The sequence below is a fragment of the Pedobacter sp. R20-19 genome, assembly GCF_000708265.2.
Taxonomy (GTDB): Bacteria; Bacteroidota; Bacteroidia; order Sphingobacteriales; family Sphingobacteriaceae; genus Pedobacter.
Genome location: NZ_JCKI01000009.1, coordinates 171,676 through 195,450 on the forward strand (window position 1 = coordinate 171,676; position 23,775 = coordinate 195,450).

Genomic DNA, 23,775 nt, shown 5'->3' on the forward strand with positions numbered 1-23,775 from the left:
GTGCTCGCTTATAACGATCAAACCGATCATTATAATATTCAAACCAATTAACGAACCTGAGTAGGAGCTAACCCGGTATGTTTTTTGAAAAACAAAGTAAAGTAAGATGGATACTCAAAACCAAGGCAATAAGCAATATCAGCAATGTTCCAGTCGGTATGTTGCAATAAAGCCCTGGCTTCCATAATAATACGCGCAGCAATATGTGTTGTAGTGGTTTTTCCGGTAATCTCTTTCACCGCCCGGTTGAGGTGATTGATATGAACAGATAAAGATGCGGCGAAATCTGCCGGACTTTTCAGTTTAAGTATAAGTGCAGGAGAATCGATTGGAAATTGCCTTTCCAGTAATTCCAGAAATAAAGCAGAAACCCTGGAGGAGGCATTAGAATAAGTACGAAAATTGGTAGCTGCGTTGTTTTTCATCGCCGCATGAATCAGCAGGTGTAAATAGCTGCGGATAACATCATACTTATGTGGGTAATCTGAAGCCATTTCTGACTGCATTTTTTGAAATAAGATTGAAATTTCATTCAGTTGAGCTTCATCTGGAAAGAATATTGGATTACTGCCTATTTTGAATAATGGAGAATCCCGGAGATTGTTTACCCGCTCGCTATGCTGAATAAAATCTTCCGTAAAAAGGCAATACCAGCCCGACTGCTCCACAGATTCTGCTTCCCAGGAATAAGGTACGATCGGGTTGGTAAATAGCAATGCAGGTCTGTCAATTTGGATCCATTTATCTGCATAAAAGATTTTGCCCTGACCAATAATTAACGAAACCTTATAAAAATCTCGTCGGCTATAAGGACTTACTACTGAACAGGTTTCCCTGCTGAACACATTAATATGGCCAATGCCTGCACTGCCAGACGAAGCATTTGTTGATGCATGGCTTGGTAATCTTTTATAAAAATCACTTACACTCTCCGCTTGTATCATATTGTAAATTTATAAAAATCAAATAATGATTGGAAATTGATACGTGCAAAAATCAAAAGATAACTACGTTTTTCAAAGGCCTATATGAAGCAATAATCGATTTTATTAAAAGAGGGAGGTTTATCTTTACCATGCTATCCGCTTCAGTAAATTTTTTAATCATCCTTTCTATTTCAGATGAAAGGGCCCGATAGGCGGATAGGAATCAAGCCCAGAATGCCCTACTCCCCTTATTCTTTTAAGAAGGGGAGTAGGGATAGAATGGCAGAAGATATTACCTGCTATTAATTTTACCGGTTACAAAATGATATGCAGCGAGCTTAACCTGATAATCAGTAAATGAAGTATTTAAAGTGGTTTCTGCTTGCTGATATGATGCTTGTGCATCTAAAACATCACTGATACTATTCAGGCCTGCTTTATAATTATCTCTGTTTATCTTTAAGTTTTCTGACGCTTGAATCAGGTTATCATTTGCGTAATCAATTTGGGTGAGGGCATCTTTTAAATCATACCAGTATTTCATAATATTAACCTGCAATTGATTGCGCCCGTCGTTAAAATTATTTTGAGAAACTCGCTCACTTATTTTGCGCTGTTTAATCTTCTGGCGATTTGATCCCCATAAATTTTCTGATAGTGGGATACTTAACGTGGCAAATCCGATTGGCAAAAATGAACTTTTAAAAGCCCCGTTAAATGATCCGGCCTGTGATGCACTTAGACCAACAGACAGGCTTGGCAAATTACTTGCCTTTTCTAACCGGGTTTGCAAGGCATTACTTTTTACGTCAAGCGCGAGTAACTGATAGCTGTAAAGATTTGACAGCGTAGTATCAGCCTTACTGGCAGGCAATGTTGGTCGTTTGGTTTTATTCAGGGTGTCTTGCATCACCATTAAAGAATCGTAAGGCAAACCTGTGTATACCGAGAAATCAAACAAGGCAAGCATGCGCCCATTGTCGAGTTTGCTTTTGTTCACCAGTAACTGGCTCAACTGGACTTTAACCCTTAACAAATCATTTTTTGCAATCAGACCAGAAGCGAGTAGGTCTTTTTGAGATTTAAGCAAGCTATTGAGTAATTCCTCATTTGCCCGGATGGTTTTTTGCTGCTCCTGTAAGTTTACTATATTCCAATATTTTTGCTCGGTAAGCAATAATACAGAATCAGCCGATTGCCTGGCAAGAATTTTACTTGCCTGCAACTTAAGTACCGCCAGTTGGTTACTGGTGAGTATCTTACCACCTGCATAAATGCTTTGGGTGGCGGTAACTCCAAGGGTATATACGTTATTAATTCCTTTATCAAGTAGCGATGGAATTGGTGGGATAATATCTTTAAAGCCATATAAGCCTAAAGCCAAACCACTTACGCTAGGCAGGTAATATGATTTGGCAGATTGTACACCTGCTTCTGCAGACCTTATACCCAGTTCGCCATTTTTAATGGCTTTACTATAGGCGTTTGCTGCCTTTAAACTTTGATCAAGTGTAATCACATGCTGTGCCTTTATTACACCATTTGATAAAAATAATATGATAAAAAAAATGAAAATTCTCATGTTAATAATTTTTAATTAGATGAAGGCTGCGTGATTTCTACTTCATTATTTACTTCGTCTTCTTTTCTAAAAAATAACCAGTATAAGGTTGGTAATACAAATAAGGTTAATAGCATGGAGATCATCAGACCAAAACAAATTACAGTACCCAATGGTCCCCATAATGCCGAGCCGCTAATGATCATTGGGGTAACACCAACTGCTGCTGCCGATGAGGTTAAAAAGATTGGTCGCATGCGGCGCTCAGCAGAAAGAATGGCTGCTTCTAAAACGGTTTTGCCTTCATTCCTCAACTCATCTGCATGATCAATCAGTATAATTCCATTTCTAACCACAATTCCACATAATGCCAGCAGACCTAAAAATGAGGTAAACCCAAAAGGATATCCTGTAACTAAAAGACCGAAAGACGCACCCAAAAGTGATAATGGCATTGTGGTAATACTCAATAAGGCATGTTTTAATTTTTTAAAGTGCCATATCAAAATTAAAAAAATCAGTATCACACTCATTCCCAGTGCCGTTCCCATAGGTCCCTGATTTTCGTTTTGCATTTCCAACTCTCCGCCATAACTAATTTCAACATCATTTGGGAGCTTTATTTTTGCAATGTCTTTCTGCATGGTAGCCAGTACGCCATTTGCAACAGCACCATGTGCTATATCCATACGAACGGTAAGTGTGCGGATACTATTCCGGCGTACCAGTTGACCTTCATTCCAGTCTGGCTTAATCTCTGCCACCTGGCGTAGGGGTACGGTTCCCTGAGTTTGCTGCGAGGGGATATTCAGATCCAATAAATCTGATGTATTGGTATTAGATGACTGGGGTCCTTTTACCTTCACATCAATCTGATAATTACCTTCCCAAACACGGGTTGCATCAACGCCATCGGTATTCATTGCAATGGTATTGGCCACATCACTTTTGGTTAGACCTAATCGGGCAAGTTCCTGTGTTTTAACATCTAAATGAATACCTTCCTGCATTTCATCATAATCTGTTCTTACCCAAATGATTTGATTGTTCCTTTTTCCAATGTCTATCACCTTGTTCCCTATATTCTTAAGCGCTGCGATATTGTCTCCAGATATTCTCACTTCTATAGGTGCCGGAACAGAAGCCATGTTAAGCTGCTTCATTCGCACATAGGCCGAAGGAAACTTATTACTGTATTTTTGTGTGTATTCTTTGATAATAGCTACCGTGGCATCTTCTGAGATTGTATTAACCAATATCTGGGCGTAATTCTTGGCTGGCAGATTTGGAGCGTAAACGGTATGAAACCGGGGAGAACTATTGCCGATAAAACTGGTATAGTTAACAATGCGCTCATCCTTTTTCATGATCCTTTCCATGCTTTTAACCACACTGTCGGTTTCTTTCAGGTTATAGCCGGCAGGTAAGTTAATTTCTATCGCAAACTGGTTACGATCTATGGTAGGGAAAAGTTGCTGTGGCAGCATACCCATAAAAATAACGCCTACTATAATAGAGCCTATTCCAAATAAAAAAGTTAGTTTATAGTTCTTAATGGCGTTACCAATATGCTTATTAAAGAAATCCTGTAGATAATCAAGCATTGATTTTTTTGTTTTCTGCTGATTAGGATTATGGAGACCTTTTTTAATAAATAATGTATTGAAATAGGGTACCAGTAACATGGAGATAATCAGCGAAAGAAATAATGCGATGGATATCGTTATCGGAAAAACACTGATAAAATCTTTAGCCGTTCCGGTCATAAAAAACATCAGCGGAAAGAATGTAGCTGATATGGCAAGTGTTGCGGTAAATACTGAAGGGAACAGTTCTTTGGCGCTACCAATGGCCGCATCCCAAACAGACATGCCATGATCAATCTTCTCTACATGATTATCAATAACAACAATCGGATCATCCACTACAATGCCCAGTACCACAATTAGTGCGGCAAGGGTTACAGTATTTAACTCAATGCCAAAGAGGTACATGATGCCTATAGTTGCTGAAATGGTGATTGGAATGGTAGCGGCCGCTACGGCAGCAACCCGGAATGGAAGCAGCAGCAACGCTACAAGCACAACTCCAATTAGCGCAAACCCAAACTCTTTCATGAAATGAGTAATGGAATCGTTTACTACTTCGGGCTGATTGGCAAGCTTTACCAATTTGATATCAGAAGGGAGTCTAGCGCTTACTTTATCCAGTTGCTCTTCCAGCTCTTTACCAAAATTTACAATGTTTTTGCCATTGATCATTTCCAGAGAAATGATGATACTTTTAGTTCCGTTTGCCGTAATGTAACTATCAGGATCGCCATATTCCCGTTTAATGGTAGCCAGATCGCCAAGTTTAATAATATTGCCATTATTATCCTTTCGAATAACCTGTTGGGCCAGGTCGGCTTCTGTTTTATAAAAACTACTGAGGTGAATTGGACGATCAATCGTTTGTCCATCAGCAGTACCAGCTGCACTAATGGCACCCTCATTTTGTAAGGTATTAATCAATGCTCCCGGAGATATTCCATTTTGTAAAAGCTTATTATTATCTACATAAATGGCAATTTGTTCATTTAAATTTCCGGTGTGTGAAATCTTAGCTACATCCTTTACATGCCGAAGCTGAGCTTCAATGTCTTCTACATTTTTCTGGAGTTCCTTATAAGGCCGTGTTTTTGATTCTACGGCAAGGAGCAGGGCTGAGGTATTTCCAAAATCGCTGTTCACCATTATTCCGCGTACCTCTTTAGGTAACTGAGCCTGTAATAGCATTACGCCATTTTTAATCTTATTCCAGAATGCTTTGGTATCCGCACTGTTTACATTTTCTGATACTTCAACAAAAATATACATCATACCATCCCGTGAATAAGAGTAAGTTTTAGTCTTATTTACTTCGTTATTACTAAAAAGATATTCTTCTACTTTTTTGGTTAGCTGTTCTTCTACCTGTGCAGACGATGCGCCAGGATAAATGCCCATAACCACACCCTGCCTGATGGTGAAATCGGGAAATTCATTACGTGGCATATTAAATAACCCTAAAATACCCAGAAGTACCAGAACAAGAGATAGTGTTAGGGGCAGCACTTTATACTGTATGGCCCATTCTATCATGCTGTTTTTTTCTGTTTTCATTTTGCCTGATTTATTTGCTGATAGCAATAGGTGACTGATCAGTTAATTTCTGAAATCCAGATGTAATCAGGCGCTCATTGCTTTCCAAGCCACTTTTTATGGCCATTCCATTAATGTAAAGCTCACCAGTTTTGACCTGTTTTCTTTTGGCTTTGTTGTCTGATCCTGCCACATATACATATTGGTTACCTTTTTCATCTACCTGGACAGCTTGAAAAGGCACTACAATTTCACTGCTACCGGCATGATCATGATGGCTTTTGCTATTAAATACAACTTTGCTTAGCATCCCGGGACGAAGCTTTTGGTTTGGATTATCAAGCTTTACTTTGAGGTTATAGTTAGCGCTGTTATTTAACGACAATACGCCAATTTCAGAAATGCGCCCTTCCAGCTCCTCGTTATTTAAAGCTTCTATTCGCACTGTTGCTTTATCGCCGGTTTGATAACGGTTTACCTCATTTTCGGGAACGGATACCAGGACCTCAACAGATCGGGTATCTAATAACTTAAGTATTGGCTGTCCGGGAGAGGCGGTTGCACCTACTTCAGCATTCTTTTCTCCGATATATCCGCTTTCAGGTGCATACAATTTAGTGTGGGCTATATTCTGATAGGTCGCTTTAGCCATTGCCGCAGCCTGGTCAAAATTAGATTTAGCCTCAAGCATTTTAATTTCTGCAATACTTCCTTTTTCAAAAACAGTTCTGGTGCGCTTGTAATTTTCCTCAGCGAGTTTAGCCTGGGCCGCCTGGGCCTGGTACTGACTGCGGTAAGTTGTTTCATCTATTGCGGCCACTAACTGTCCTTTTTTTACAAAATCACCAGGTTGAACAGCGAGGCTTTTTATGGTTCCGGAGACTTGAAAACTTAAATCAATTGATTTATTGGCTTGAAGTGTTCCGTTATAAACGATGGATTGTGCATTATCTCCAGCAGCTGAACCCAGCTGTATAACTTTTACATTTATGGTGTCTTGAGTTGCTTTATTCTCCTTTTTACTGGAACAACCTACAATACCGGATAGTATGGCAAATGATGCCCCGGTGATTAAATAATTGATTCTATTCATGATTAACATTTAACATATTGTGTATTTTTGTCGATAATTTGAGCAAAAAAAAGTCTATTGAAGGCCTTTATAAAAAATTGAAACCAGCCAGGATAATTTAGCTTCCATTTGGGGAAAACGATCAAATATTAAAATTTCCTGTTCAAAACTTCTGAAAATCATCACTGTTGTTTCCGCTAAAAAAATCCTGTCTTCAACATTTAATGGGAGAATTTCTTTCCGCTCGATGGCATGGTTAATTAAATCATTCAGTATTTTAGTCTCATCTTCAATTACAATCCTCATTTTGGTTAACAATAAGGCTGGGTCTTGCTTCAGATCGATAAGAGCCAGGTGATATTTTCGACTCATGGCCTTAATACCTTCTAGTTTCTTCAATTCATATTTAGAAATATTTACTGCAAGTGTCGATGCTTCAACAATTTCTGCCTTCGCATTTACGAAAACTTGTCCAATTAATTTTTGAACAACCGCATCAAATACTTCAAGCTTATTACGGAAATAATGATACAATGAGCTTCTTCCCATTCCACTGGCCGCAGAGATATCATGCATGGAAACACGATGAAGACCATAGCGCTCAAATACGCTTGTAGCAGCATCAATAATACTATCTCTTACACTTTCATCGGGTGCATTACCTTTCATGTCGACAAAAATACGATATATGTCGAATATTCAAAAAGAAAATAGAATTATTTTATTTCCTTTAAATCAATAGGTAGATCATTTGGCTGCTGAATCTAATTTTTATATGCGCTACGCAATGTTCTTTACTTAATTAATTTATATGCGACCTTTCTTTTTTTAGGCTTTGGTTTATTATACCACATGATAAGGCCCGTTACCGGCATGGAAGCACAGATTAAGGAAATGATAAATGCTAATATTTTAGAAGGAATCCCTGCAAACGCTCCAGTGTGTAAGTCGTAATTCATACTTCTGAATTTTTCGCCACCAATAACATTTCTGTCGTTATAATGCATGAGCATTTTTCCGGTGTTACGGTCAAAATAATACCACTCAAAAAGGTGTGTGCGGTTTTTGGCTAATCTCACCTGCACATCAAGTGGATCAGTTTCTTTTTCTCTGAAGCGGATGGAAAAAAGATCAGCAGTATTATGTTTCTTCAATAAATTACTTACTACATAATTCGTTGATCCAGCGGGATAATTAATGTTTGGTGTTGATTTCGGAATGCTTCTCTTTTTGATGGTTTTAGCACCATTTGCCACATACTGCACCGATTGATCTGCCCATGAAAACGCAAAAACCAGACCTGTAATGCAAATTAGCAAAGCAGGGATTAAGGCATAAAATCCCAATACATTATGTAAATCATAATTGAAGCGCTTTTTTCCTACACCTGGCTGAAGCATAAGCCCTTTTTTGAATCCTTTCTTCGTCCATTTTCTGGGGAACCACAATACAAGGCCAGTCATCAGTAAAACAAAAAAACAGACCACGGCTATTCCAGTAATCATCGTACCAATGGAATCACCTAATAACAAATTCATATGCAAATTCAAGATTAGCTGAAAAAATTCATTTTTGGTATTCTCTACATATATTACTTTGCCTGTGTAAGGATTAATGTATACGCGATAATAATATTTATACTGCTTCCAATAGCCGAAGGCCTTTTTATTGGTCGCAGAAGCCCTAAATACCCAGCTGCGGTTTTTGCCTGGATAAATTTCTGCACGTGATATTTTAATTTTTGGTTTAAGGGCGTGCTGTGCGGCATCCCGAAGTTGAGTGAAACTTAAAAAGCGATCATTTGGTGGGTTTTCGACATATAATCGATCCTTATAGAAAAATTCTTTAAGCTCATCAGAAAAAACATTGATACAGCCTGTTACACTCACAATAAAAACAATCAGACCTGTGATCAGGCCGATCCATTTATGTAACCAAAAGAATGTTTTTCTTAGCATTTCTAAAAGGAATAATTTAGGTTCAAGCTCATGGTTGCACCAATGCCACGAACATATTCTGCATCTATTGCCCGGTATTGGCTCACCACAGGATAATAAGAACTGTTTAGCAGGTTTTCTACGCCTAAACCTGCAGACCATTTCTGACTGAAGCGATAGCCAGCAGAAAGATTAAAAAGACTTACTTCTTTTACATCACCTTCACTATTGGCAAACAGGCCATTTGCCCGAACATTAAACCGATCACGGCTTCCGGTGTAAACCCAGAATAATTTTAAATCAAGTGCTGATACGGGGCGATAAGTTAGATAAGCGGTTGCTTTTGGCGGGGCAATACGCAATCCATTCATATAAACTTTTGTTCCATTGGCTTGTTCGGCTTTTCCTTCCGTATAAGAATAACTGCCTCCAAGTGCCCATTGCGGACTGAAGTTTAAATCTGCCGTAATTTCATAACCCTTTATTTTCTCCGGCTCACGCTGTGGCACTAAAAAGCCGCCCACATCTACCAGGTTTGCGCCTAGTTTTGAAGTGCTGATGAAGTAGGCTGCTGTTACATTCAAAATGCCTAACCTGCTGCTGAAACCAGCTTCATAATTATTGGTGATAATCGGATCAGTGGCAATACTTTCCAGTGTGCTGTTGGTGGCTGTTCTTAAGATTCGACCCAATTCGTTAATGGCAAAGCCCTGCGAAAAACTGACAAAAGGATTGAATATTTCATATTTATTATACCTTAAACCAGCATTATAAGTAGTGGCACGATAAGGGATTTTTCCTCCGGTAACCGGAATACTACCTTGTCCGTTAGGCCCGCGGGCTATGGTATTAAAATCCTTCACTTTAACCGTAGCGTTTTCATAACGGATGCCTGCTTTAAGGATGAAGTTGGTGAAGATATCAAATTTCATTTGTGCATATGGCGCAACATTAAGCATATTCATATCAGGGATATACACCCTACCATCTGTTAAAATTTGATTGGTACGGTCATTTAAAAGATCCAGTCCATAGGTTAATTCACCGTTTCCTAAACTTCCGGCTTTCCATGGGGTGTTTAAGGTTAGCCGGATCCCTTTTTTGAAAGACTGTATTTTTGTTTGACCAGGCCCATACCAGGCTGTTCCCTGTGCAACATAGCGGTTCATGGAAACAAATCCATTGTAATAGGCCGATAAATCAAGACTGCTTGATAAGGGTAAGGCATTGTTGCGATAAGAAATTAAAGCATTATGGTTATATGGTGTACCGGCTGCCTCACCAGGGTCATCACCCTTTTGTCCTATTGAAGGAGTAACACCATATTTGCCTACTACATTAACATAATCGCTGTTTTGAACACTTCTGAAAAGATTATAAGAAGCCACGATTTCGCTATGATCATTCGGTTTGTAAGCAAGTTTAACAAAGGCATTATACAATGAGTTTTCTCCCAAGCCATCAGGTTGCGCAATCACATTGCCTTTGGCATCTTTCTGTACGCCTGTATAATTATAAGTGGCATTAATCACATAAGAAAACTTGTTTAACGTTCCTGAAAAACCTTGGGAGAAACGATAGCCTAAAGTATTGGATGGATGCGCTAAATTGCCACTAATTCCCATGCTTGAGGTACCGCTGAGTGCTTTATCCACAGCAGCTTTTTTAGTGATGAAGTTGATGATACCTCCTGCAGATCCATTTCCATAAATAGAGGTTGCGCCTTTTATTACTTCAATTCTTTCAATAACAGCTGGATCAAGCGTTCTGATATCACGGCTTCCATTCATCAAAGGAGTAGATTGGGGAATGCCATCAATTAAAACTAAAACCTGCCTGCCGCGAAGGGTTTGCCCGGCATTGGTGGCCTTATTGTTTGATGTTCCAAGTCCGGGTACAGTATTACCAAGTATGGCGGTAACAGATGGATTGACGTTTAATTGTTCCTTCACATCACGTGAATTTAGAATGGTCACCGAAGAAGGAACATCTTTTAAACTCTCTGCTTTTCTTCCTGCTGTTACAATGACTTCATTAAGCGAATTTGCAGGCTGAAGCAAGAAAGCGACATTAAGGGTTGAATCATTTGTAAGTACAACATCCTGTCTTAAAGTTTCGTAGCCAATAAGGCTGATGGATATGCTGTATTTACCAGACGATAAAGCGTTTAGAATAAACTTACCGGAGATATCAGTCTGACTCTTTTTTCCATTGTTCATACTTACTGTTGCGTATGGTAATGGTTGCCCGTTTGTATCACTTACTGTGCCCGATAAAATCGCCGTAAGCGAATCCTTTTGCTGTGCGATGGAATGCAGTGGGAAAAGTAAAAACAATATTAAAGAGAGGAGAAGAGTCGATGTGCTAAAACGTAATAAATAGGAACAGTTTCTTTTAAACATTATGAGTAATGGCTTAAATAAGGGAGTTGCTTTGTTAATTAACTTTTTGCAAATATATTCTTATTTAGACTGAATACAAATTGTTTTTGTGAATTACTTTCGCCCTTTCCCTTTCAGGGGAAAGGTGCCGTTAGGCGGATAGGGTAAACTTGCTATCTATAAAAACTGACGAAGTTCTCCCACCAGAAATGGCCTTTGAAACTTCGTAAGTTAATGTTTGATTTTACGATATGGGTCATTTTCGAAAAATGTTATTTTCTTGCGCCCTTTCCCTTCCAGGGGAAAGGTGCCGACAGGCGGATAGGGGCTTATCAATTTGGATGCAAGGTTCAAAGATTCCTCCACTACGGTCGGAATGACGATTTTTCAGAGTTGGATTTATTTTATCGCCCTTTCCCTTTCAGGGGAAAGGTGCCATTAGGCGGATAGGGGTTATTCATCCCTACCAGCCAGATTGGGGTATCGTAACAAAACTGTTTAGCAACACACACTTAATATTGGCTTAATACCCTGTTTGGTAATTTTGTAATACCAATGGTAAGCAATCATAAAACTGACAAACAACTTCTGGAAGCATTATGTCTTGGGGATGAAACAGCTTTTCGTAATCTCTTTAACAGGCATTGGGAAGCATTATTTGCCTTTGTTTGCAGGATGATCGGAGAGGATGAACAAGCCAGAGACATCGTTCAAAATACATTTATTGTGGTTTGGAAAAATAGAAATCAATTAATCATTGGTGATAGTTTAATGCCTTACCTCGTTAAAGTAGCCAGAAACGAAACCATATCCCTTTTTAGAAAAAACAAAGTAAGGTTGGATGGAATGGAGCTGCTGGCCAAAGACTTGCATTCAGTGGAGAATCCTGAAAATCTCTTTATTACCAAAGAACTAAACGCTACCATCGAGGTGGAGATGATCAAAATGCCTATGAGTATGAAAAAATGTTTTCAGCTGAGCAGGTATGAAAACAAATCCATCCGCGATATTGCCAAAGAACTATCACTATCTGAACAAACCGTAAAAAATAATATTTCGGAAGCACTGAACAGGCTTCGAAAACGCATAAAGTTAACGTAATGGTAACTTTATTTTAAAGTACTTTCCGGGTACTTGTGCGCTTTATAGGTGCATGAAATTCAAAGTAAATAAATTCCTTTCGGCGCAGTTCAAAAAATTTCAACAGCACCAGCTTGGGGATAAACAAAGGCAGCTCATTGAAAAATGGTTCAATGAAAAGGAAACTGCACTACATCAACCCCAGGTTTTATTGGATGCTACATCAAAGGCTGAATTAGAGGAATCTCTTTTTACCGAAATACTTGCAGGCATTGAAAAGCAAAATACTATCCATTGGTATCGGCATCGCTATATCAAAATTGCTGCAGTTTTGGTGGTGATCAGCATGGCTTCATTATTAATATTTACCCAAAAACACGCCCAACAACAAAATCAGGTTACCTACCGAATTTACGAAACCCGAAACGGCGAAGTAAAGAAAATTATGCTTCCTGATAGTTCTACGATTTGGATGAATGCCGCAACTGTTATCAAGGTTCCTAAGGGATTTAATACTTCTAATATTCGCAAAATTCAGCTAGAACATGGTGAGGCATTTTTTCAGGTTAAACCTAACGCCAGGAAGCCATTTCAGGTGAAAACCAGAAATTACATCACTACCGTATTAGGTACCTCATTTAACATTCGCAGCTATGCTGGAGAAAATGGCTACCAGGTTGCTGTAAATGCCGGGAAGGTTAGAGTTGAAAAAATGAATGAAAACAGATCTCAGTTGTTGAGTGCCGGACTGATAAAAGGTCAAATTCTGAACTTTAATGAGCAGATGCATGCTATGGTTATTAAAGGTGGAAGTGTGGAAAACCTGATGGCCTGGACTTCTAGAAAAAATCTTCAACTAGAAGATATGGATTTAATTCAGATTGGAAAGGCATTGGAAAGGCAATATGGCATACCCGTGAAAGTACTATTGGGTAATGAAAAGAAACTAAAATATACCATTGCTTTTAATGAACCTGAAATAGGAGACGCCGTTCAAACACTAGCACTAAAAACAGGTATAAACTATCAATTAACAAATCAATCACTAATTATTAAAACAGGCAGATGAGTTAAGCGCTAAAAATTAAGGCCGGACTTCTACTGCAATAGAAACCCGGCCTGGAAAGCACTGAAGCAGTGCAGTCCTTATTAATCAATTCCGAAAAATCAATTAAAGCAATTTAAATATGCAACATTATTACCAGTTTTTTAAAAAAAAGCAAATAAATCTTTTATTATTAATTCTATTGAATGTAATGACATTCTTTTTGGCAACCACAATTAGTTTCAACACCATGGCACAATCTACTGATGCTTCCATATCAGGGAAAGTGGTTAATCAGAATGGGGCCGCCATACCAGGGGCATCTGTTGTGGTTCGCAACGAATCAAACGGATTTCGTGCAGTAGTGTCAACCAATAAAGATGGTTTATACAACCTGATTCAATTGCCACTTGGTAAGCCTTATACGGTAACGGTAAGTTTTATCGGATATCCTAAGCAGGTCAAATCTGATTTTGTCCTGAACCAAGGCGATAATATTGTGGCCAATTTTAAGATGCAGGAATCGAATACCAACCTGGATGATGTGGTGGTAAGTGCCAATTCATTAACGAAACGGATTGATCGGTTGGGCTCCAGTACTGCCATCACCTCACAGAATATTCAACAATTGCCCACACAAAACAGGAACTTTAATAACCTTTCTGCTCTGGCGCCAACCACCAACGGAACCAACATTAGTGGTCAACGTGCTTCATCAACCAATTATGTAATTGATGGAGCCAGTGCCCGGAATAACCTGACTTCAGGAGCTATTGGTAGCGGGCCTTATTCCTTATCACTTGAAGCCATTCGTGAGTTCGAAGTAGCTACAAACGTATACGATGTAAGTAGGGGTAGAGAAGGTGGAGGTACGGTGAGTGCAGTAACCAAATCTGGAACCAATACGCTTACAGGTTCTGTGTTTGATTATTACCGGTCTGATTTTCTCGCCAGTCCGTATGACATCAGGGGAAACAAACGCACGCAGAAATTTACGACCAACCAATATGGCTTTAGTTTAGGTGGTGCAATCATTAAAGATAAACTGCATTTCTTTACTGCACTCGATCGTCAGGATGAAACCATGCCATTTTTTATTGCTGATATTCAAAATAGTGATGATGAAATTTCACTCGGAATCAGCAAGGGTGCTTTGGATAGTGTGGTTAATATCGGCCGAGCAAAATACGGTCTGGGTAGTGGTCCGCAAACTGGTGAGTTTAAACGTAAAACACTCGCCAATACTTTTTTTGCCCGTTTAGACTGGCAGATTAATGATAAACACAGGTTAACCATCCGTAATAATTATAGCGATTGGTTAAACCCGGTAAGTAACAGCGATAACTCCAACATTAACCTTTATGAGGTTTGGGGAGATTTTAAATCAAGGGAAAATACCACACTTGTTGCCTTACGTTCACAATTTACGCCAACATTTTTAAATGAATTTAAGCTCCAATATCAGTCTGCCACCCGTAATTATGTGCCAAACAGTGAGTTGCCAGCTGATAATATTCCAAGAGCGATTGTAACGGTTAGATCAACATTGCCTAACGGAACTTTGGGCAGTAAAACCGTACAACTGGGTGGCCAGCGTTTTTATCCGGAGAATAATCTCGAAAATCAGTTTCAGTTAATTAACACGTCATACCTCACGGTGGATCAATATAAGTTCACCTTTGGTACCGATAATACGCTGACTTATATGGATACTTATATCTCCAGTGAACAAAATGGTCGGTTTATTTTTAACAGCCTGGCCGATTTTAATAACCTGAATGCCTCCAGATATGCGAGGGAAGCACCAATAAATGGGATACCATCTGTGCAGCAATATATTTTGAATGCTTCATTATTCGGACAGGTTGAATTTGACATTAGCAAAAACATCAATGCCATGTTTGGTTTGCGTTATGATGTAACCAGCTTTTTAACACAGGCAGATTATAACCCTGTTGTAGAACGTACTTTGGGCTTAAGAACCGACAGCAAAATCACCGATGCCGGAAAAATTCAACCTCGTATTCAGTTAACTTGGGATATTGCTGGAGAGAAAAAAGATATTATCCGCTTTGGAGGTGGATTGTTCTCTTCTTACCCGGTGAATTATGCGCAGGTAAATAACATCCAGAATAGTGGAACGAAGGTAGCCTCCATCGATGTTTCACGTCCGGCTACAGGTGCAAGCCTGGTACCTATTCCTGATTTTCCTGCCTACCGCAGAAATCCATCTTCTGCGCCGGGGATTATTGCAGGTGTACCGTACGTATCAACCATTAACCTCAATGATCCAAACCTTAAAATGCCATCCATTTTTAAAGCCAATTTAAGTTACAATAAAATCATTGGCGATCGGTTGAGATTAGGGATAAACCTCTTATATTCTTATACGAAAAACAATTATGTTTATCTGGATAGAAACCTGGTAGACAATCCTTACTTTACCCTGGCCAATGAAGAAAACCGTGGTGTTTTTGTTCCGGCAGCTTCTATAACAGCATCAGGTACAACCAATAATGTATTGGGCAGAAAAACAAATGAAGTGGGCAGGGTTTTGATGCTGACCAATGGTGCCGAATTGAAACAGAAAGCCATGATTTTAGATGCCAGTTTCCGCTACCTGAAAGATGGATACCTGAATGTGAGTTATACCTTAAACGATGCGAAGGATAATTCTTCTTATAATGGCAATGTGGCCAATACCTCAACCTTCAGGCCCGTTAAATCTGACCCAAGAGATTTAACCTCAATCGATTATTCAGATAACCAATACCGGAACAAACTGGTGGTTTATGGAATCACGCCAACATGGAAAGGCTTTTCTTTGGGTGCAACTTTTAGAGGGATTGGCGGTACGCGTTACTCCATGACGGTTGATGCCGACCTGAACGGCGATTTCGTTGGTGGACCTGGTAATGATAATGACCTGGCTTTTGTTTTTGATCCGAACAATCCTGCCACCAGTGCATCCGTTAAAGCATCAATGGAAAAAGTTTTAAATAATCCGGATAACAGGGCAAAAGATTATATTCTAAAGAGCCTTGGCAAAATTGCAAACAGAAATGGTGGGGTTAATCCTTTCTCCGGAACCTTCGACCTCAGGTTACAAAAGGATTTTAAAACCTATAAAAACCAAAAGCTGACACTAAGTTTTGATGCCTTCAACTTTGCTAACCTTTTAAATAAAAAATGGGGTGTAAATTACAACCTTGGCGATCAAACCCTGCTATTGGTTACCCGTTTTGATCAGGCTAAAAAACAATATGAATACCGTGTGAATGAAAATGTTGGTGTTACGCAGGCAGCAGGTACGCCGTACCAGATACAACTTGGTGCCAGATACTCGTTTTAAAATAATAAATAAAATATAATGGATACCCGTAGAGATTTTATAAAAAAGGCAGCCCTCCTATCAGGAGGCGCAGCCTTATCAGGTATGTTGCCGCCGGCAATACAAAAGGCACTTGCCATTGATCCTGCTATTGGCAGTACATTTTATGATGCAGAACATATTGTTTTCCTCATGCAGGAAAACCGTTCGTTTGATCATACTTTTGGGATGATGCAAGGGGTAAGGGGGTTTAATGATCCGAGAGCCATTACTTTAGCCAATCAGAATAAGGTTTGGCTTCAATCTAACAAAGAAGGAGAAACCTATGCACCATGGCACCTGAACATTAAGGAAACCAAAATTGCCTGGATGGGTTCTACGCCTCACAACTGGACCGACCAGACAGATGCGAGAAATGGCGGTAAGTATGATAAATGGCTGGATGTTAAAAAGGCATATAAACCTACCTATGCCCATATGCCGCTTACCATTGGCTACTGCAAGCGGGAAGACTTTCCTTTTTACTATGCTTTGGCGGATGCCTTTACCGTTTGCGACCAGAATTTTTGTTCGGTTATTGCAGGAACACATCCCAATCGTTTTTACTGGATGACAGGAACGGTAAGGGAAAGCAATAAGCCAGAAGGTGTAGCGCACTTATGGAATAACAACAATTACGACAAGCCAACTTTAAACTGGAAAACCTTTCCGGAGCGCTTGGAGGAAAATGATGTATCATGGAAAATTTACCAAAATGAATTAACCATGGGCTTTGGTCTTAATGGAGAAGAAAGTTCATGGTTGAGCAATTTCGGTACCAATGTGATGGAATATTTCCAGCAATATAACGTTCGTTTGCACCTTGGAGCAATTGCTAACCTAACTGAAAAGAAAGAGCTGTTGCTGAAACAAATTGCAGATTCTGCCAAAGAGCAACTTACTGATGAGGAGCGGACTAAAGTGGAAGCCATTCGGAAACTGTTGGCAAAAACAGAGGAAGAAATGAAACTGTATACCATGGAAAACCATGCGGCCTTATCTGATCAGGCAAAAAACTTAAATGCTAAAGCTTTTGGAATCAATTCAAATGATCCTGATTTTCACCGTTTAAGCCCCTTGAAATATGATGAAAACGGTGTGGAAAGAGAACTGAATATTCCAAAAGGAGATATTCTTCACCAATTCCGTAAAGATGTGGATAGTGGAACATTGCCTACTGTTTCCTGGTTAATGACACCGGCTAATTTCTCTGATCATCCGGGTGTGCCTTGGTTTGGTTCATGGTTTGTAAGTGAAGTGATGGAAATCCTGACCAAAAATCCTGAACAGTGGAAAAAGACGATTTTTATCATGACTTACGATGAAAATGATGGTTATTTTGATCATGTGCCCCCTTTTGTGCCACCACATCCTTTTAAAGAAAACGCAGGGAAAGTTTCGGAAGGAATTGATACCTTATTGGATTATGCAGCAAAAGATCAGCAAACCAATCCATCTACAAAAGAAAGCAACATCAGAGAAAGCCAGATTGGTTTAGGTTATCGCGTGCCAATGGTAATTGTATCTCCCTGGACCCGTGGCGGCTTTGTATGCTCTGAAGTGTTTGATCATACTTCTTCACTTCAATTTCTGGAAAACTTCCTGGAGAAAAAGTACAATAAAAAAATAATGGAAGAGAATATTAGCCCGTGGAGGAGAACGGTTTGTGGCGATTTAAGTTCGGTGTTCAGACCTTACAACGGAGAAAAGATTACCCAGCCTAAATTAATGGAGAAGAAACCTTTCATGCAAACCATCTATTCTGCTAAATTTAAAGAACTTCCGGATAATTACAGGAAATTAAGTCAGGAAGAAATCAGTGTAATCAATACGGATCATCGCCTTTCGCCTTATTTTCCTCAGCAGGAAAAAGGAATCAGGGCTGCCTGTGCATTGCCTTATGAACTTTATGTTAATGGCACGCTCAAAGGAGATCGTTTTGAACTTCAATTGAATGCTGCCAATACTGCCTTTGCTAAAAAGGCTGCAGGTTCTGCTTTTACTGTTTATGGTATGAAGCCATTTAAAGGAGAACCATTAAAAGTATGGGATTATACCGTAAAAGCTGGTGATGAATTAAAGGATCAATTTGCGCTGGCAGATTTTGAAAATGGGCAGTATCATTTAAAAGTTCATGGTCCAAACGGATTTTTGAGGGAGTTTGCTGGCGATCAACATAACCCTGCAATATTGGTGACTTGTGCTTATGAAAAGCAGGCAGGGAAATTAAGTGGTAATATTGTTTTAACAATCAAAAATACGGGTCGGCAGGCTGTTGCTGTAACGCTTAAGGATTTAAGTTACAAGACTGGAAATAAAGTGATTAAGGTGGCTGCAGAAAGTACAGCGAACCAGCTGGTTGATTTAACAAAAAGTTATAACTGGTATGATTTCAGTATCAGCGTAGAAGGTAAAGATCAATACATGGAACATTTTGCCGGAAGGGTAGAAACTGGTCGTGTTGGCAAAACCGATCCGTTAATGGGTGGTGTGGTATAGCATTTAATTAATGAGGCTGCTGTTTTTTCTGTTATTTCTTTCTATCGGCTGCACTGCGCAGACTACGAGGACGTTTTTGTCTGGAAGAATAGAAGATAAATCAGGGCATGAGATAAGTGGTGCTTCCATCACGCTTATCCATGCACCAACCCATACCATTTATGGCTGTGCAAGCAATTTAGCAGGGGGCTACCTGATGGCTGATATCAGATCAGGTGGCCCTTACTTGCTTGAAGTTAAATCAATTGGTTTTAAGCCTTATCGTTTAGCAGATCTATTTCTTCAACTGGATGAAGGAAAGGTGATCAATATTAAAATGGAAGAAGAGGTAACCATTTTAAATGATTTGGTCATCAGCCTTCCAAAAAGCAACAATGTGCTTAGAACAGGCTCTGCACCTGCTTTATTAAGCCTGGAAAGTAAACAAGTCAGCATGTTGCCAACCATCAAAAGGGGCATCAGTGATTTTACAAGGCTTAGCCCTTTAAGTTTTGGTGCCGCTATAGCCGGAGGAAATTACCGGCAAAATTTCATTACCATAGATGGTTCAGAATTCAATAATAACTTTGGCGTTGGGGATAATATTCCAGGTAATGGTGCACAACCTATTGCACTCGATGCCATTTCAGAAATTGCGGTAAACCCGGCGCCCTACAGTTCCATTTGGGAATCGGGCTTTATCGGCGGATCAATTAATATCGTTAGCCGATTAGGAAGTAATGATATAGAAGCCTCGTTATATACCTATTTCCGCAACCAGCAGAGTTATGGCACATCAGTAGGTTCACAAAAATTAGATAAACACCCGTTAAACTATTTGTTGAATGGATTTAGAATTGGCGGGCAGATCATAAAAAACAAGCTTTTCTATTTCATCAGCTATGAGCAGGAACGCGAAGTTTATCAGCCTCAGGTATTTAAAGCTGCTACAGATGTACAGCCTTATGGCAGTATGACAAATATTGCCAGACCAACTGTTACGGAACTGGATCACATCAGCGATTACCTGCTGCAAACCTACGGTTACCATACGGGACCGTACCAGGATTATGATTTTAAAAATAGAAGCCAAAAATTTCTCCTCCGTGCCGATTGGAATATTGCCAAAAACAATACCCTAAGTATTCGCTATAATCAATTGAATAGTGACAGGCCAGAATTGCTGAACGGATCACGAAGTCCGCTGGTGCCTTTTGCGGCCAGTGCTGGCAGACGAAGCATTAACGCATTGCCATTTTCCAATACAAATTTTACCACCCTTTCAGCATTTTATTCCCTTTCAGTTGAGTGGGATAGCAGGCTCTCTGCATCCTTAAGTAATATGATCAGTGCATCTTATACCGGGCAAATGGAAAAACGGAATGCAAACAGTGAACCATTTCCTTTTGTAGATATTTTAAAAAATGGTGTTCCTTTTACTTCTTTTGGTTATGAGCCATTCTCTTACAACAATAGAAGAAAAGTAGGGCTGTTTTCCATCAATAACATGATGCACTGGAAACCTGGAATAAATAGTTGGGATTTTGGTTTACAGGCCAATTACATCAATACCAAAAACAGTTATATGCCTTTTGGAACAGGCTATTATACCTTTTCTTCATGGGAAGATTTTACATCTGGTAAAAAACCTATCGACTATGCACTAACGTACCCTACCGAAAATCAGGATGCTTTACCGAATTATCATTTTGATTACCTGAACATGGCTGTGTTTTTACAGCATACTTTATCACTGGGTTCAAGGGTTACAATTACCGCAGGCCTAAGAGGCGACCTTTCTATTTTTCCTAAAGCCATTCCTGAAAATATGGCGTTATCTAAATTGGTTTTTGCTGGGGGTGCCACGATTAATACCTCAAAGATGCCAAAACCAGCATTACTCCTGGCGCCAAGATTCTCTTTTCGTTATGATATTTTTGATGACCATTCGCTCTCGTTAAGATTGGGCAGCGGAATCTTTACTGGTCGAATTCCCTCGGTTTGGGTAATCAGCCAGGCTCGATATTCTGGTGTGAAACAGATTAGTCAAACCTGGCAAGGGCAGGCCAATACCCCCTTTGCTTTCAGTCCGGATGATAAAGTGCCTTTGAATAAGGATACAAAAGATGTTCTGCCGTCAGTAAGTAGCGTACTTTCCAGTAATTTTAAGATGCCTCAAAGCTGGAAATCGAGTATTGGTGTTGATGCCAATCTGCCAGGGGGATTTAAGGCCACGCTAGAAACGTTTTATAACAAAGATATCAGAAGCATCTATTTTCAAGATTTGAACTTGATTCAGCCTACACAATTGAGCGTAACGGATTATCCTGATCACAGATTTGTTTACCCACAAAATAATAACAAAAAATTTATCAACCGGCTCAATGCTGCAGGGTTGCCTGATAATGAGGGGAATAACGCATTAAATGTAGTGTCCATTTCAAATGCTTCCGGTGGCTATTATTTTGCTGCCATGGCGGTTATCAGTAAACAATTTAACCATCAGCTGGGCCTGTCATTATCTTACGTTAAAGCAAGATCCAAAAGCTATAATGATGGTGAGGGTGATCAAACATTGTCAGCACTTAACGCCACACCAACGGTAAATGGAATCAATAATCCAGAGTTGGGTTATGCTGGCTATGTTGTTCCGGATAGATTAGTATTCACATTAACCTATCCATTAAAACTAAGTAAAAAATTGGGTTTAAATTTTGGCCTGGTCTACCTGGGAAGTTCAGAAGGACGATTCTCCTATACCTATGCACGTGATTTGGTTGGAGATGGAACCAACCGTTCTTTAATATATGTACCAAAAGATGCATCGGAAATTAGCTTTGCGCCTTTAACACTCGTTCAAAATGGTAAAACAGTGCGTTATACCGGTGCACAGCAAAGCGATTTGTTCTTTGCCTACATTGAACAGGATGAATATCTCCGAACAAGAAGAGGTCGTTATGCAGAAAGAAATGGTGCAGTTTTTCCTTGGCGGCATCAGCTGGATTTGAGACTGGCAGCCCGGTTAGATGTGGGTGCCAATCCGCAAAAACACCATATCGAAATAGGAATTGATCTCATTAATGCAGCAAATCTCTTCAATCCCAACTGGGGATTAAGAAAACTGGTTAATAATGCGGCGATTTTGGTGCCCGTTAACCTGGATCAGATTTCTCCTACTGGAAATGTACAACCTAAATTTAACCTGAGTAGCATTGGAGGAGTGCCTGTTTCTCAAACCTTTAGAAATGATGTGAGTTTAAATTCTACCTATAGTTTGCAGCTAGGCATCAGGTATTTATTTATGTAGTTAAATTGGATGATATTGCTTACCGCTTTTAAAAACCCAATCTATGACCGACCTGCTGAAAGAGTTGAAATATGATCGCTACAATCAAACGATTTTGATTGGCAAGTGTTTATAATAATTAAAAAAGATCAATTTGGAAAACTCACGCCCTCAGGACCTTGCTGTTCTAGTACACGATAAACTCAGGTTAACGAAGCAAAAATTCCCGCTTCCTAATCTGGAAGTACTGGTTGATTTATTCGATTGCCTGTTCTATTCGAGCATGTGCAAAGAAGAAAGCGATTTGATCAGGGTAACCGTAACCTTTATTGATCCCTCAAATCCAGATCCGGCACCTCCAAGCCATATTGTGCCAGAAAGGTGGAGCTGTATTGCCTTTGAGCAGCCTTTAATCATGGATACTAAAACATTGGCCAAGCTTTCCAAGGCTGCCGATCCGGCAAGTTCTTCTCTGGCTGTTTATTATGATGAAAAGGGCAAACTTTATATTTGGGGAATGATCGATCAGGCGATGCATTACCAGAATTTCCTGAATTATGAGTCTGATACCGGTTCAGAACAACCCGGATTGTTTCAGGTATCAGTAAGTGATATCGGAACACTGCATGTGCTTTTTGATTATGAGTTATTGGCTACTTTAAAGCAAAACATACTGGTTAAACGCTATCTGGATGTGCTTACGATTGGCCCGATTTCAAAAATCCTGAGAAAGAATGCAGAATTTTTAAAGGTTAATCTTCGTGAATATTTAGAAAGAGAACATCCCAATGAGCAATATGCCGAGTGGGAAGATTTTTTGGATGGGCTGTGGATCCAGACTTTTTCCAGGTTATTACTTAAGATTCAAAATTACCAGCATGGCGGAGCCATACTGCTTGCAGATGACAGTGCGGACCTTGATGTGAAATACCGGATTCATTATGAGCGACTTACTTTGGCAATGGTTGCACATGCAAAGGCTGCTGTTGATAATTTTGTTTCGGAAAATACAATTGAAGGCGGCATGCATACCGGTAAAAGAACCATTAGCAAAGAACTTTACCTTCGTGAATCGGCATCATTTTACAATAAAAAAGGAACTGCCGATGAAATTAAGGGAGCCATAGACTTTATTGCCTCTCAAAGTTGTGTAGATGGGGTAGTGCTTTTTAACAGGAGCATGGTTACCAATGGTTTTGGTGCAGTGTTAAGAGCCAAGAAAATGCCGAGAAAAATTTTTGTTTCTTCTACCGCAACAGCTACGCCAAAGTCACTCGAAGCGCATGACCCTCGTTATTATGGAACCAGGCACCGGTCTATGATTGCATATTGCTGGAACCATCCAACGGCTTTAGGGCTGGTTATTTCTCAGGATGGTGATATTCGTGCATTTTCAAAGATTGAGGATAAGTTAATCATGTGGGAGAATATCAAAACACAACAATATCTTACAAACAGATCTCAAAATAGAAATAAGTAGTATAACTGATTCTCTTTAAAATCAAGAAGATACCGCA

Annotated in this window: 13 protein-coding genes; 6 read left to right on the forward strand and 7 right to left on the reverse strand. The window is 39.6% G+C overall.

Annotated elements, in window-relative coordinates:
• Positions 1-47: 47 nt before the first annotated feature.
• The 7 genes from AN34_RS19945 to AN34_RS19975 all read right to left on the reverse strand — a co-directional run bounded on the left by AN34_RS19945 (position 48) and on the right by AN34_RS19975 (position 10,954).
• On the reverse strand, positions 48-944 hold the full coding sequence (locus tag AN34_RS19945; RefSeq protein WP_029288575.1) for an AraC family transcriptional regulator: 897 nt from the start codon (positions 942-944) through the stop codon (positions 48-50).
• A gap of 274 nt (positions 945-1,218) precedes the next feature.
• Positions 1,219-2,508 carry a TolC family protein gene (locus AN34_RS19950; protein ID WP_051666752.1) on the reverse strand — a complete coding sequence of 430 codons (1,290 nt, stop codon included), beginning with the start codon at positions 2,506-2,508 and terminating at the stop codon, positions 1,219-1,221.
• An 11-nt stretch (positions 2,509-2,519) separates the two neighbouring features.
• Positions 2,520-5,630 carry an efflux RND transporter permease subunit gene (locus AN34_RS19955; protein ID WP_029288580.1) on the reverse strand — a complete coding sequence of 1,037 codons (3,111 nt, stop codon included), beginning with the start codon at positions 5,628-5,630 and terminating at the stop codon, positions 2,520-2,522.
• A 10-nt stretch (positions 5,631-5,640) separates the two neighbouring features.
• Entirely contained in the window at positions 5,641-6,702 is a 1,062-nt protein-coding gene (locus tag AN34_RS19960; RefSeq protein ID WP_029288582.1) for an efflux RND transporter periplasmic adaptor subunit, read from the reverse strand.
• Positions 6,703-6,756: 54 nt separating this feature from the next.
• Positions 6,757-7,350, reverse strand: a complete 594-nt coding sequence (locus AN34_RS19965) for a TetR/AcrR family transcriptional regulator (RefSeq protein WP_029288584.1) — start codon at positions 7,348-7,350, stop codon at positions 6,757-6,759.
• A 125-nt stretch (positions 7,351-7,475) separates the two neighbouring features.
• On the reverse strand, positions 7,476-8,639 hold the full coding sequence (locus tag AN34_RS19970) for a PepSY domain-containing protein (RefSeq protein ID WP_029288586.1): 1,164 nt from the start codon (positions 8,637-8,639) through the stop codon (positions 7,476-7,478).
• A 2-nt stretch (positions 8,640-8,641) separates the two neighbouring features.
• Entirely contained in the window at positions 8,642-10,954 is a 2,313-nt protein-coding gene (locus AN34_RS19975) for a TonB-dependent receptor (RefSeq protein ID WP_304437657.1), read from the reverse strand.
• 600 nt (positions 10,955-11,554) lie between these two features.
• Between AN34_RS19975 and AN34_RS19985 the strand changes: the two genes are divergently transcribed.
• From AN34_RS19985 to AN34_RS20010, 6 genes are all read left to right on the forward strand, one after another.
• Positions 11,555-12,100 (forward strand): RNA polymerase sigma factor, encoded by a 546-nt coding sequence (locus AN34_RS19985; protein WP_051666754.1) that lies wholly within the window; start codon positions 11,555-11,557, stop codon positions 12,098-12,100.
• Between the two features lie 52 nt (positions 12,101-12,152).
• Positions 12,153-13,148 carry a FecR family protein gene (locus tag AN34_RS19990; protein ID WP_029288595.1) on the forward strand — a complete coding sequence of 332 codons (996 nt, stop codon included), beginning with the start codon at positions 12,153-12,155 and terminating at the stop codon, positions 13,146-13,148.
• 187 nt (positions 13,149-13,335) lie between these two features.
• On the forward strand, positions 13,336-16,476 hold the full coding sequence (locus AN34_RS19995) for a TonB-dependent receptor (RefSeq protein WP_029288597.1): 3,141 nt from the start codon (positions 13,336-13,338) through the stop codon (positions 16,474-16,476).
• Positions 16,477-16,494: 18 nt separating this feature from the next.
• On the forward strand, positions 16,495-18,993 hold the full coding sequence (locus AN34_RS20000) for a phosphocholine-specific phospholipase C (protein WP_029288599.1): 2,499 nt from the start codon (positions 16,495-16,497) through the stop codon (positions 18,991-18,993).
• Positions 18,994-19,003: 10 nt separating this feature from the next.
• Entirely contained in the window at positions 19,004-22,279 is a 3,276-nt protein-coding gene (locus AN34_RS20005) for a TonB-dependent receptor (RefSeq protein ID WP_029288601.1), read from the forward strand.
• Positions 22,280-22,412: 133 nt separating this feature from the next.
• The gene (locus AN34_RS20010) at positions 22,413-23,738 is read left to right on the forward strand and encodes a putative sensor domain DACNV-containing protein (protein ID WP_029288603.1); all 1,326 of its coding nucleotides are present in this window, start codon (positions 22,413-22,415) and stop codon (positions 23,736-23,738) included.
• Positions 23,739-23,775: the final 37 nt, after the last annotated feature.

Coding starts and splice junctions, on each gene's coding strand:
- AN34_RS19945 (WP_029288575.1), bottom strand. CDS start 944: ATGATACAAGCGGAGAGTGTAAGTGATTTTTATAAAAGATTACCAAGC.
- AN34_RS19950 (WP_051666752.1), bottom strand. CDS start 2,508: ATGAGAATTTTCATTTTTTTTATCATATTATTTTTATCAAATGGTGTA.
- AN34_RS19955 (WP_029288580.1), bottom strand. CDS start 5,630: ATGAAAACAGAAAAAAACAGCATGATAGAATGGGCCATACAGTATAAA.
- AN34_RS19960 (WP_029288582.1), bottom strand. CDS start 6,702: ATGAATAGAATCAATTATTTAATCACCGGGGCATCATTTGCCATACTA.
- AN34_RS19965 (WP_029288584.1), bottom strand. CDS start 7,350: ATGAAAGGTAATGCACCCGATGAAAGTGTAAGAGATAGTATTATTGAT.
- AN34_RS19970 (WP_029288586.1), bottom strand. CDS start 8,639: ATGCTAAGAAAAACATTCTTTTGGTTACATAAATGGATCGGCCTGATC.
- AN34_RS19985 (WP_051666754.1), top strand. CDS start 11,555: ATGGTAAGCAATCATAAAACTGACAAACAACTTCTGGAAGCATTATGT.
- AN34_RS19990 (WP_029288595.1), top strand. CDS start 12,153: ATGAAATTCAAAGTAAATAAATTCCTTTCGGCGCAGTTCAAAAAATTT.
- AN34_RS19995 (WP_029288597.1), top strand. CDS start 13,336: ATGACATTCTTTTTGGCAACCACAATTAGTTTCAACACCATGGCACAA.
- AN34_RS20000 (WP_029288599.1), top strand. CDS start 16,495: ATGGATACCCGTAGAGATTTTATAAAAAAGGCAGCCCTCCTATCAGGA.
- AN34_RS20005 (WP_029288601.1), top strand. CDS start 19,004: ATGAGGCTGCTGTTTTTTCTGTTATTTCTTTCTATCGGCTGCACTGCG.